Raw genomic sequence first — 12212 nt, 5'->3', positions numbered from 1 at the left:
CAGCCAAGCTCCGCCATGCTCGACCCCCGGGCAGTACGCCCACGCGGCGACGGGCAAGACGTACCGGCACGGACCCGACCCACAACACACCCCCCCTGCGAACGGCGCCCACGCCAGCAGACGGCACGGACCCGACCCACAACACACCCGCACCCCCTACGACAGGCGCCCCCGCCAGATCACGCCCCGCCCCCCGCCAACGCCCGCCCCTGCGGCCGGATCCCCGCCGGCACAGCCCGCTGCCGCGCAGGCGTCCCCGTCCAGCAGGTGCCCCGCCGCGCCAGCAACCGTCGCAGCCACAGCTCCAGGGAGACCAGGTCGGCGAGACCGTCGAGCGGAAGAGGTTCGCCGTCCGCCGCCGCGCGCAACGCTTTGCGGACCACTCTCGCCTCGACCAGCCCCGCCTGCGCGAGCAACGGCGTGTCGAACAGCGCGACAAGCTGGTCGACAGCGACCCGCAGCCCCGTGCGGGCGGCCGCGGCCGAGGAGGCGTGGGACGGCGCGCCCCACCCGGGCGGCAGGTCCGCGACCCCGGCGCCCTCCAGGACCGTACGCAGGATCTCCGCCCGCGCCCCGGGCCGCACCCGCAGCGCCTCGGGCAGCGCCCGACAGGCCCGTACGACCTGGTTGTCCAGGAACGGCGCGTGCAGCCGCTGGAAGCGGATCTCGGCGGCCTGCTCCAGGACGCGCAGATCCGCCGCGACCCGCGCGAGCGCAGCCCGCGCGCGGAAGTCACCTGGCCGCTGTCCGGGCCCGACCCCCGCCCGCCCGGTCGAGGCCCCCTGCAGGCGAACCGATACTTCAGCAAGCGCCTCACCGGTCAGCCACCGCGCGGCGGGCCCCGGTCTGGCCCACGTGAGCGCGGCGAGGGACGCCCCCACGGCACCCCCGGGCTCCTCGAAGCGCCGGTGCAGCAGCCGCTCGGCGAGCCCGTCGACGCCGGTGCGGTACGGCGTGCGGGCCAGTTTGCGCGCAGCGCCGTACACACGCGCGGGGACCATCACCGAGCCGTCGGCCTTCGCCAACGCGGCGACGGGCCGCACCAGATGACGGCGTTTGCGGTCCATCAGTAGATCGGCGAGGCGCGCCGGATGCGCGTCGAGCACCTGCCGGGCCCCGGACCCCGTGAAGTGGTCCGCACTGCCGGAGGCGAGCCGGGCGCGGTGCCGGGCGGCGGTCACCAGCGACGGCCCGGGTTCGTCGGTGAGCGGCCCCTCCAGGTCGGCGTACGGAAGGACTTCCTCGCCGCCCGCGACGACGACGTGATGCAGCCGGGGGTTCGCGGCGAGTGTCCCCGCCCGCTCCAGCTCGGCCTCGCGCCCGCCGACGACGAGGTCGTTGAAGGTGACGGCCAGCAGCCGCTCCCCCGCCCCGGTGCCGTGCCCGAGGACGGTCCCGGGCGCTCCGGGCAGCCCCGCCGCGAGCAGGGCAAGCGTGCCGGAGGCAGGTCCTCCGGAGAGGTCGGCCCCGATGCCGGGTACGGGCATTCCGCGGGCGGCGCGCCGCTCGGCGGGCCCCATTCCGGGCACGGGCCCGGGGTCCACGTCGGAGCCGGGCACGTGCCGGGGCGCGGCGAGACGCGCGCGTACGGCCTCGACGAGCGCGTCGCGTACGGCGTCCACGGCGCTGGCGGGGTCGGCGGAGGGCGCGGCGACGGCGAGGGAGGCCACCGGCTCGTACCCGGCGATCTCCCGTGCGCCGGTGCGCAGGATCAGCGCGTGCCCGGGCGGAATGCGCCGTACTCCCTCGTAGGGGGTGGAGTCGTGGACGGCGGCCGGTACGTCGGGGGCGGCGAGCAGCGCGGCGAGGTGCCCGAAGTCGAGGTTGGCCTCGATGAGGTCGGCGAGGGGCAGCGCGGCGGTCGCGTAGGCGGTGCCGCCCGCCCAGGGGGTGTAGAACACGGGCCGGGCGCCCGCGAGATCACCGCAGACGGTCAGCCGGCGGCCGACCTGGACGACCGCGGTGTAGCTGCCGGACCAGTTGGTGAGATGCCGAAGTGCCCCTCCGCGCGCGGCGAACAGCCCGACCCGGAGTTCCTCGTCGGTCGCGCCGCAGGTGCCGAGGACCGCGATGCGGGTCTGCGCGTCGGCCTTCACGATGCGGACCTCGTCGGGGCGCCAGTCGCCGACCGCCCAGAGGGGATCGGGGTCGCCCCACAGGAGTTGGGAACCCACCGGATGAACGGTCTCGCCGCCGCTTCCCGTCGCCCCGGCCGAGCCGAACTCGGGCGCCCTGGCGGCGGTACTGCTCCACCCCACCAACCACCGCATCGCCGCCTCCACAGGCTGTGGACAACCAGTGCACCGTACGAACTGGGCACCATGCTGCCACGAAGAAGGCACACGGGAGGCTCTGTGCGGCGGCTTGCGCCCCCTCGAACGCGCCCCCGAGCACGCCCACGAGGAAGAGCTACCGCGGGAAACCCCCGGGGACTTGGCAACCGTTCAACGGCCACCCCCCAGGTAACCCGGACACGATCCAGAGGCGATCCGACGCCGATATGGAGACGATCCGGCAGCGATCCAGGGCAGTTCGGCGACGCGAATGCGCCCCCGATACACTCCCCCAAAACGCCTAACGCGCCCTCAACTAGCGTGGTAGACGCGCTATTTGCCCCGCCGACCCACCGTCGATTTTCGGCCAAATCGGCTACGAGGGACGGGGAACGAACACGCTCCGTACAGGCCGACCGCACAGCTTCGGCAACGCACAGTCCGGGAGGCGGAGTTCGCCTCCCGGACCGGTCCGCCGCCCGCGGGGATGTAGGCGGCGGTGTCCCCCAGCCCACTGGATCCAGTACAGCGGGCCGACCCACGCAGGTTCATGGAAGCGCTCCCCCGGTGGCCGGAGAAGAGCGCACGGACGGGCGCACGGCCACACAACGGGAGCACGCCGCAACCGTCCGTACTTCCGTACGGACCACAATCTCGCCATCCGGAACCATGCCTCTTAACGCTTGGGATGCGGCGAACTACGCTGGGTTTACGAATGCCGCGTGGTTATGCCAACGCGGCAGCCGTCTGTGTCGAGGGGTGGCGCAATGTCCAGGGAGCAACGCGGGCCGAACGAAAAACTCGGCGCCGTTCTCGCCCTCGCGGGAATCAGCAACGCAGGACTCGCGCGACGCGTCAACGACCTTGGCGCTCAACGCGGGTTGACACTTCGCTACGACAAGACGTCGGTGGCGCGCTGGGTGTCGAAGGGAATGGTGCCGCAAGGTGCGGCGCCGCACCTCATCGCCGCCGCCATCGGCCAGAAGCTCGGCCGCCCGGTGCCGCTCCACGAGATCGGCCTGGCGGACGCGGATCCCGCACCCGAGGTGGGCCTCGCCTTCCCACGTGACGTCGGCCAGGCCGTGCGGTCGGCGACGGAGCTCTACCGTCTCGACCTCGCCGGACGCCGGTCAGGTGCCGGCGGCATCTGGCAGTCGCTGGCCGGATCATTCGCAGTGAGCGCATACGCAACGCCTGCCTCACGCTGGCTGATAACCCCGGCCGACAGTTCGGTGGCGCGCGACGCGAACCTCGGGGAGGGCTCCGGAGCACCGCTGAAAGTCGGCCACAGCGATGTGCAGAAGCTCCGTGAGGCCGCCGAGGACGCCAGGCGCTGGGACTCCAAGTACGGAGGCGGCGACTGGCGTTCCTCCATGGTTCCCGAGTGCCTGAGGGTGGAGGCGGCACCGCTGCTGCTCGGCTCGTACTCCGACGAGGTCGGCAGGGCCCTCTTCGGGGCCAGCGCCGAACTCACCCGCCTCGCCGGCTGGATGGCCTTCGACACCGGCCAGCAGGAGGCGGCCCAGCGGTACTACATCCAGGCGCTGCGCCTCGCCCGAGCGGCCGCCGACGTACCGCTCGGGGGCTACGTACTGGCCTCGATGTCCCTCCAGGCGACCTACCGCGGCTTCGGCGACGAGGGCGTCGACCTCGCCCAGGCCGCCCTGGAGCGCAACCGCGGCCTCGCGACGGCCCGCACCATGAGCTTCTTCCGTCTGGTCGAGGCACGCGCGCACGCGCGCGCCGGTGACGCCCAGGCGGCCGGCGCCGCCCTGAAGGCGGCCGAGGGCTGGCTGGAGCGCTCCCGCGACGGCGACCACGACCCGTCCTGGCTCGGGTTCTACTCCTACGACCGGTTCGCCGCCGACGCTGCGGAGTGCTACCGCGACCTGAAGGCACCACGCCAGGTCCGCCGCTTCACGGAGCAGGCGCTGTCGAAGCCGACGGAGGAGTTCGTACGCTCGCACGGACTGCGGCTGGTCGTCTCGGCGGTCGCCGAGCTCGAATCGGGCAATCTGGACGCGGCATGCGAGCAGGGCGTACGGGCGGTGGAGGTCGCCGGGCGCATTTCCTCCGCGCGCACCACCGAGTACGTGAAGGACCTTCTGCACCGCCTGGAGCCGTACGGCGACGAGCCGCGCGTGGTGGAGCTGCGGGAGCGCGCCAGGCCGCTGCTGATGGCTCCTGCCTGACCTGCGTGACGTTCGTGGGCCTCCCGGGTTTGAGGGCATTGTCAGTGGCGCAGTGCACTATCGAAGCCGGGAGGTGGAGCAGGTGCTGCAAAAAGTCGCATACGACTGCGATGTTCTGGTGACCGGCGGTGGAATCGTCGGCCTGTCGACGGCGTACGCGATCACGCGTGCGGCGCCGGGCACGCGTGTGACGGTGCTGGAGAAGGAGCAGGGCCCGGCGCGCCACCAGACGGGGCGCAACAGCGGAGTCATCCACAGCGGCGTCTACTACCGCCCCGGCTCCCTGAAGGCGCGGTACGCGGTGCGGGGCGTCGCCGAGATGGTCAAGTTCTGCGCGGAGTACGACATCCCGCACGCCGTCACCGGCAAGCTGATCGTCGCCACCGACCGTGCCGAGCTGCCCCGCCTGCACGGGCTCGTCCAGCGCGGCCGGGAGAACGGGATTCCGGTCCGGGAGCTGGGGTCCGCCCAGATCGCGGAGTACGAGCCGGAGGTCCGCGGCCTGGCCGCCATCCACGTCGGCACGACGGGCATCTGCGACTACGGGGCGGTGGCCCGGCAGCTCGCCGAGTCCTCCGGGGCGGAGATCCGTTACGGCGCCGAGGTCGTGCGCATCGACCGGCGCCCCGCGCTCGGCGTCGCTGTGCGCACGGCCGACGGGGCGGTCCTCCGCGCGCGCGTGCTCGTCAACTGCGCGGGGCTGCACTGCGACGAGATCGCCCGGCTCGCGGGCGACGACCCGGGCATGCGGATCGTCCCCTTCCGCGGTGAGTACTACTCCCTCGCCCGCCCGGAGCTGGTCCACGGCCTCGTCTACCCGGTGCCCGACCCCGCCTTCCCGTTCCTCGGGGTGCACCTCACCCGAGGCATCGACGGAGGTGTGCACGTCGGCCCCAACGCGGTGCCGGCGCTCGCCCGGGAGGGGTACGAGTGGGGGACCGTACGGCCCCGGGAGCTCGGCGGGACGCTCGCCTGGCCCGGTTCCTGGCACATAGCCCGCCGGCACTGGCGGTACGGCGCCGGGGAGCTGCGGAGGTCGCTGTCGAAGACGGCGTTCACCGACGCGGTGCGCAGGCTGCTGCCGGCGGTCACCGCGGACGACCTCGTCCCCGCGCCCGCCGGGGTGCGGGCGCAGGCCGTCCTGCGCGACGGCACCCTGGTCGACGACTTCCTCATCCAGGAAGGCCCCCGCACGGTCCACGTCCTCAACGCCCCCTCCCCCGCCGCCACGGCCTCCCTCCCGATCGGCCGGGAAATAGCCCGCCGAGCCCTGACCTCCCTGACCACCTGACCCCGGCCCCCGGCCCCGGGGCGGGTGGGCAACGTAAAATCGGCCCCACTGTGTCTGACTCCCTCCACACCCCCGAAGAGCCCCCGCGCCTCATCCGCGCCAAGGGCGAGCCCAGGTTCCCCGACGGCCCGAAGGCCGATCCCGCCGGGTCGCACTTCGAGCGGCGGATCCGTAGCTTCCAGCCGCGCCGAAGCCGGGTGACGGCCGGCCAGGCGGACGCGCTGCAGCGGCTGTGGCCCAAGTGGGGGCTGGACATCGACGGCCAACGGCAACTGGACCTGAACGAGCTGTTCCGGGCCGACCTCCCGGTCGTCCTGGAGATCGGCTTCGGCATGGGCGAAGCCACCGCACAGATGGCGGCCGAGGACCCGGACACCGGAATCCTCGCCGTCGACGTGCACACCCCCGGCCAGGGAAACCTGCTGAACCTCGCAGACCGCAGCGGCCTGTCGAACGTCCGCGTGGCCAACGGCGACGCGATCATCCTGCTCCGCGAGATGCTCACCCCGGACTCGCTCGACGGCCTGCGCGTCTACTTCCCCGACCCGTGGCCGAAGAAGCGCCACCACAAGCGCCGCCTGATCCAGCCGGAGTTCCTGGACCTCGCGGCGACCCGCCTCAAGCCGGGCGCAGTCGTCCACTGCGCGACGGACTGGGAGCCGTACGCCGAGCAGATGCTCGACGTACTGACCGCGCACCCGGACTTCGAGAACACCCAGCCGGACGGCGGTTACGCGCCACGTCCGGAGTTCCGGCCGCTGACCCGTTTCGAGGGTCAGGGACTGGACAAAGGACATGTGGTGCACGACCTGCTGTTCCGCCGACGCCCCCACCAGCCCTAGAACCAGCCCCAGCCCCAGAACGCAGAACCCCCACCAGGCCGAGGACCAGCACCCATCCCCGCCGGCGACCAAACGCACCGTCGCGGGCGGCGCCCCTCCCTCGTTAGGGTCGATGCCGTGGCCACCAGTCCCGCGTACCCGCCGTATCCGCCGCACCCGACCGGCCCCGCGGCCGAGGGTGGCCGGCGGCACGCGCACTGGTGGCAGCGCCGCTGGGTCAGGTACGGCGCGCTGATCACGCTGCTCGCCCTGTCCGGTCTGGTCATCCTGGCCCTGGTCCGCGAACAGACCGGCACCGAGGGCTTCCTGGTGGGCCTCGGCCTCGCCGTACTGCCCGTCCCGCTGCTCGTCGCCGCATTCCGCTGGCTGGACCGCGTGGAGCCGGGCCCCTGGCGCAACCTGCTCTTCTCCTTCGCCTGGGGAGCGTGTGCGGCGGCGCTGATAGCGATCGTGGCGAACAGTTTCGCGACGAGATGGATAGCGACGGCGACCGCCGACCCGACGAGCGCGGACACGCTGGGCGCGACGGTGATAGCGCCGATAGTCGAGGAGTCCGCGAAGGCGGCGGCGGTGCTGCTGATCTTCCTCTTCCGCAGACGGGACTTCACGGGGATCGTCGACGGGGTGGTCATAGCCGGCGTCACGGCGACCGGCTTCGCGTTCACCGAGAACATCCTCTACCTCGGCACCGCCTTCGGCACCGACCAGCTCAGCGGCGAGCGCGGCCTCGCCTCGGTTACGGCCGCGACCTTCTTCGTACGCGTGGTCATGTCGCCCTTCGCGCACCCCCTGTTCACCGTGCTGACCGGCATCGGCTTCGGCGTCGCGGCCCTGTCGGCGGACCGCCAGCACGTGCGCCGCATCCTGCTCCCCCTCTCCGGACTGCTGCTCGCCATGGGCATGCACGCGGTCTGGAACGGCTCGTCGACGTTCGGGGAGTACGGCTTCTTCGCGGTCTACGCCGCTTTCATGGTGCCCGCGTTCGGACTGCTCACCTGGCTGGTCATCTGGACCCGGCAGCGCGAGCTGCGGACGGTGCGCTCGGAGCTTCCGGCGTACGCCGCCGCCGGGTGGCTGACCGCGCCGGAGCCGTTCGTCCTCGGCTCGATGCGGGCGCGACGGCTGGCCCGCGACTACGCCACGCACCACTTCGGCAAGGCCGCGGCGCGCTCGGTCGCGGAGTACGAGGCGTACGCGACCTCGCTGGCGTTCCTACGGCACCGGGGGCGCCGCGGCCGGGCGGGCGCCGACTTCGTCGTACGGGAACGGGAGCTGCTCGACGAGCTGTGGCGACGCCGGGAGGTGGCCCGCCCCTCCCTGGCGTACGCGGCGGTGGCGGCAGCACCTGCCGCACCACCGCGCCGGCCGTGGCCCCAGCCCTGGCCGCTCCACGGGCAGCCGGCGCCGTACCCCACGTACACCCCTCACACGCACAACACCACCGCCCCGTACAACCCGTACGCCCAGCACACCCCCTACCCGTACAACCCGTACGCCCCGCACACCCCCCACCCGTACAACCCGTACCGCCACTAGCCCACTGCTGAACTACGCGGAGGCCTCCGAAAGCCGCCCCAGCTCGCCCTCCGTGAGGACGAGTTCCGCCACGCCCAGCAGTGCGGGCAGCTGTTCGACGGTCCGGGCCGAGGAGATGGGCGCGACGACGGTCGGCTGGGCGGCGAGCCAGGCGAGGGCGACCGTGGCGACCGGGACACCGTGCGCTTCGGCGACCGCGTCCAGGGCCGCGAGCACCCGCAGGCCCCGCTCCGACCGGAGGTGCTTGCCCGCGCCCGCGGCACGCGGGGAGTCGACGGTGGCCCCAGGGCGGTACTTGCCGGTCAGGAACCCGGAGGCGAGGGCGTAGTACGGGACGGCCGCCAGACCGCCCTGCGAGGCGATGTCCAGCAGCTCGCCCTCGTAGGTGCCGCGCGAGACGAGGTTGTAGTGGGGCTGGAGCGCCACGTACCGGGCGAGGCCCTCGCGGTCGGAGAACTCCAGGGAGGCGCGGAGCCGTTCGGGCGAGATGTTGGAGGCGGCGATGGCCCGCACCTTGCCCGCCTTCACCAGCTCGTCGAGCGCGCCGACGATCTCCTCGACGGGCACTTCGGGCTTGTCGAAGTGGGTGAAGTAGAGGTCGATGCAGTCGGTGCCCAGGCGGCGCAGGGAGGCGTCGGCGGCGGCCTTGATGTTGTCGCCGGACAGGCCCGGGTACTCGGGGTGCTGGCTGACCTTGGTGGCGATGACGACGTCGGAACGGTTGCCGCGCGCCTTCAGCCAGTTGCCGATGACGGTCTCGGACTCACCGCCCGAGTTGCCGTCGGCCCACGCCGAGTAGGAGTCGGCGGTGTCGATGAAGTTGCCGCCCGCGGCCGTGTACGCATCGAGGACGGCGAAGGACTGCGCCTCGTCGGCGGTCCAGCCGAAGACATTGCCGCCGAGGGCGAGCGGGAAGACCTGGAGGTCGGAGGAACCAAGCGTGCGAAGAGAAGTCATGCCCCTCTTCAACACCCGTACCGGAAGCCAATATTCCAGACTTCCGGCACGGACTACGGACTACGGACACGAACCACCCACTACTGACAGCCGACAGCCGACGGCCGACAGCCAGCAGTCGTCAGGGCGTGAGCCCCTTGTCCCGCAGCCAGGTCATCGGGTCGATCCCCGTGGCCTGTCCGCCCGGGTGGACCTCCAGGTGGACGTGCGGCCCGGTGACGTTGCCGGTGGCGCCCACGCGGCCGATGACGTCACCGGTGGCGACCTTCTGCCCAACGCTGACGCTGATCGAGGACTGGTGGCAGAACCACAGCTCGGTGCCGTCGTCGAGGGTGAGGATCGTGCGGTAGCCGTACGCGCCGGCCCAGCCCGCCTCGGTGATCGTGCCGGAGTGGATGGCCTTGATGAGCGTGCCCGTGGGCGCCGCGAAGTCGAGGCCCGTGTGGTAACCGGAGGACCACATGGAACCGGCCTGGCCGAAGGTTCCCGTGATGGTGTACGAGGAGGTGGGCAGCGCATAGCTCTTGGCGAGCTTGGCGAGGCGCTCCGCCTCGACCTTCGCCTTGGCCGCCAGCTCCGCCTTCTTCTTCGCGGCGGCGGCCTTGGCCTCGGCCTGGTCCTGCTCCTGGGCGGCGAGCGTGACGGCCTTCTTGGCGGCGGCGGCCTCGGCGGCCTCCTGGGCGGCGCTGTCGACCTGGTCCTGCTGCGACTCGGCCTGCTGCATGATGCGGGAGCGCAGGGCCTCGCCCGCGTCGGTGGTGCCCTGCGCGGCGTCGGTGGTGGTCAGGCCGGCGCTGGTGAGCGGGGTGGCGGAGCCCTTGGCCGGGGTGTCGGAGCCGTCCGAGATCAGGGCCTTGGCCGACTCGGCGACGGACGACAGGTCGGGCATCGATATGGACACCGGGGGCTTGCCGGTCTGCGCGCTGGCCATACCGCCCGCGCCGACGGCGGCGATGACGCCGACACCCAGAACGGTGGAGCTGCGCGCGAGTCCGCCGCCGCGCTGCTTGCCGACGCGGTGCCGGCCGCGCACGGGACGAGTGGACTCCGCGGTGGGGTTCCACTCCTCCCAGGGGCCCTCGTCGCCACTGGGGCCGTAGCCGAAGGTGTCGCTGTACTTCTCATTCGGCGCGAACGAGGTTGCCTGGGCAGGCCGGTTGGACGCCACGTGGGCGCGCTCCTTTCCTTCCTTCTCGCCTACCGGGTTAGCTGACGGGTTCGGAGCAGGAAGGTCTCCTACGCGCGTATACCGACCGTGCTTCCACGGTGGAATACGAGCGATTCACCCCAAGTTGGTGGTTCCCCGGTTCCCTTGCGGGATTCGGCGCGTGCGCACGGAGCCATCTCTTGTGACGGCTGGGACGACCGCGCTGCGTTATCGAACGTTAATAGACGCGGACCCCGGATTCCAAGCGCTTCGGACTGATCATTAGCGCTTCTGGCCAGGACTTACAGGACACCACCGGCCGATATCGGGCGAGTTGACTGCGCTCGCTTAACACCGGTTCAGTTGACGGTGTGTCAGTTGTTATGCGGAGGGGCGTCATGCGATCACCCCTCGTGACAACGATCAAGAAACCGTGTCCCGCGCCTCCGGCCGCCGCACGGCGAGCAGCGCCATGTCGTCCGTGGTCCCGCCTCCGGTGTGCCGCCGCGCTTCCTCGGCGAGCGTGTTCACCAGTTCCTCGGGCCCGGCGAACACCCGCCCTGCGAGCCGCGCCGCCGGATCGAAGAAGTCCCCGCGTGCGTCCCGGGCCTCGGACAGCCCGTCGGTGTGGAAGAGAAGCGTGGCCCCGCCGGGGAAGTACGTCTCCTCGGCACGGTCGGGCCAGCTGCCCAACTCGCCCATCCCTAGCGGCAGTGCGGGCTCCCGGGCGGCGAGCACGCGCAGGCCGCCGTCCCCGTGCAGGAGCAGCGGCGCGGGATGGCCACGGTTGACGATCCGCACGACGAACCGGCCATGGCCGTCACCCTCCGAACTCCCCACTCCACCCCCATCACCGTCACCGCCACCGTCACCGTCACCGTCACCGTCGTGCGGGATCTCGGCGAGTACGGCGGTGGTGAACCCTTCGAAGGCGTCCGGGCCTTGACGCCGGGCGGCCTCGCGCACAAGGGCCCGTTCCAGGCGCTGGGCGACCGCCTCCAGCGTCGACTCCTGCTCGGCGGCCTCCCGGAACGCCCCGATGAGTACGGCGACGGCGGCCACCGCCCCCATCCCCTTCCCTCGTACGTCGCCCACGACCAGCCGTACGCCGTGCGGGGAGTCCTGCACCGCGTACAGGTCGCCGCCGATGAACGCGTCCGCCTGCGCGGCGTCGTAGCGCGCCGCGACCTCCAGCCCGTCGATCCACTCGTCGGGCTCCGGCAGGACGGCGCGCTGTGCGGCCTCGGCGATCTCCCGGGCCGAGGCGAGCCGGGCGTCGCTGCGGCGGACGAGGACGTTGATGAGGACGGCCAGGAAGCCGACCGTGGCGATGGTGACGATCTCGGTGACCGCGTCGACGTTTCCGAGGACGCCTATTTCGGCGTGGATCGCCACGACGGCGACGAGTGTGACGACTCCGGTGAGCGCCGTGCCGCGCAGCGAGTAGAGGGGCGCGGCGATCAGCGGGGCGGCGGTGAAGAAGGGGCCGCCGGTGTACTCGGTCGGCGTGAGGTACTCGTAGAACGTTCCGACGGCGATGAGCAGCACCGGAAGCGTCCGGGCGAAGGTCCGCGCGTACGAGACCGGACGCGCGTGCGCCCCGGTCCGGCCGGACGTCCGCCGACCGTGCAGCCCTTCCGGCCGACGCGCACCTCCTCGCTGCCCCACGCGTCCAGATTTCCCGGACCGGCGTCGACGGGCGACCGGTGTGGCCCGACCGGGCGAAGCCCCGGCCTCTCCTCGCCGGCCCCCGCGGCCCCTCATCGACCCCGGAAAACACCCAAGGCCCGGAACCATTGGTTCCGGGCCTTGGGCCTTCAGTAGCGGGGACAGGATTTGAACCTGCGACCTCTGGGTTATGAGCCCAGCGAGCTACCGAGCTGCTCCACCCCGCGTCGTTGACTCCACTGTACGCCATCCGCGGGACCCGACGCACATCGGTTTACGCGGCCCTCCGCACGGGCCGCGCGGCAC

Annotated in this window: 8 protein-coding genes, 1 tRNA gene and 1 riboswitch; of the genes, 4 read left to right on the top strand and 5 right to left on the bottom strand. The window is 72.2% G+C overall.

The window, feature by feature from the left end; genetic code table 11:
- Window positions 1–179: 179 nt before the first annotated feature.
- Window positions 180–2270: an asparagine synthase-related protein gene (locus ABZS97_RS32560; RefSeq protein WP_356143579.1), complete on the bottom strand. Its 2091-nt coding sequence runs from the start codon at window positions 2268–2270 to the stop codon at window positions 180–182.
- Between the two features lie 770 nt (window positions 2271–3040).
- Between ABZS97_RS32560 and ABZS97_RS32555 the strand changes: the two genes are divergently transcribed.
- The 4 genes from ABZS97_RS32555 (at window position 3041) to ABZS97_RS32540 (ending at window position 8134) form a co-directional block, all read left to right on the top strand.
- Window positions 3041–4465 (top strand): MFS transporter, encoded by a 1425-nt coding sequence (locus tag ABZS97_RS32555; protein WP_356143577.1) that lies wholly within the window; start codon window positions 3041–3043, stop codon window positions 4463–4465.
- Window positions 4466–4550: 85 nt separating this feature from the next.
- Window positions 4551–5756: an L-2-hydroxyglutarate oxidase gene (gene lhgO, locus ABZS97_RS32550; protein WP_356143583.1), complete on the top strand. Its 1206-nt coding sequence runs from the start codon at window positions 4551–4553 to the stop codon at window positions 5754–5756.
- A 50-nt stretch (window positions 5757–5806) separates the two neighbouring features.
- A complete protein-coding gene (gene trmB, locus ABZS97_RS32545; protein WP_356143575.1) occupies window positions 5807–6598 on the top strand; it encodes a tRNA (guanosine(46)-N7)-methyltransferase TrmB in 792 nt (263 codons plus the stop codon).
- Window positions 6599–6715: 117 nt separating this feature from the next.
- Window positions 6716–8134 (top strand): PrsW family intramembrane metalloprotease, encoded by a 1419-nt coding sequence (locus tag ABZS97_RS32540; RefSeq protein ID WP_356143573.1) that lies wholly within the window; start codon window positions 6716–6718, stop codon window positions 8132–8134.
- 12 nt (window positions 8135–8146) lie between these two features.
- Here the strand turns inward: ABZS97_RS32540 and ABZS97_RS32535 are convergent, their stop codons facing one another.
- From ABZS97_RS32535 to ABZS97_RS32520, 4 genes are all read right to left on the bottom strand, one after another.
- The gene (locus ABZS97_RS32535) at window positions 8147–9091 is read right to left on the bottom strand and encodes an aldo/keto reductase (protein WP_356143571.1); all 945 of its coding nucleotides are present in this window, start codon (window positions 9089–9091) and stop codon (window positions 8147–8149) included.
- 121 nt (window positions 9092–9212) lie between these two features.
- Window positions 9213–10259, bottom strand: coding sequence for a M23 family metallopeptidase (locus tag ABZS97_RS32530; protein WP_356143569.1), 1047 nt, complete (start codon window positions 10257–10259; stop codon window positions 9213–9215).
- An 11-nt stretch (window positions 10260–10270) separates the two neighbouring features.
- Window positions 10271–10428: riboswitch (cyclic di-AMP (ydaO/yuaA leader) on the bottom strand.
- Window positions 10429–10661: 233 nt separating this feature from the next.
- Window positions 10662–11786 (bottom strand): PP2C family protein-serine/threonine phosphatase, encoded by a 1125-nt coding sequence (locus ABZS97_RS32525; protein WP_356143581.1) that lies wholly within the window; start codon window positions 11784–11786, stop codon window positions 10662–10664.
- Window positions 11787–12059: 273 nt separating this feature from the next.
- Window positions 12060–12133: transfer RNA gene (locus ABZS97_RS32520), tRNA-Met, on the bottom strand.
- Between the last annotated feature and the right edge of the window lie 79 nt (window positions 12134–12212).

The sequence above is a fragment of the Streptomyces sp. NPDC005485 genome, assembly GCF_040606085.1.
GTDB lineage: Bacteria > Actinomycetota > Actinomycetes > Streptomycetales > Streptomycetaceae > Streptomyces.
This window is presented reverse-complemented; position numbering and strand designations above follow the sequence as displayed.

Coding starts and splice junctions, on each gene's coding strand:
- ABZS97_RS32555 (WP_356143577.1), top strand. CDS start 3,041: ATGTCCAGGGAGCAACGCGGGCCGAACGAAAAACTCGGCGCCGTTCTC.
- ABZS97_RS32535 (WP_356143571.1), bottom strand. CDS start 9,091: ATGACTTCTCTTCGCACGCTTGGTTCCTCCGACCTCCAGGTCTTCCCG.
- ABZS97_RS32560 (WP_356143579.1), bottom strand. CDS start 2,270: ATGCGGTGGTTGGTGGGGTGGAGCAGTACCGCCGCCAGGGCGCCCGAG.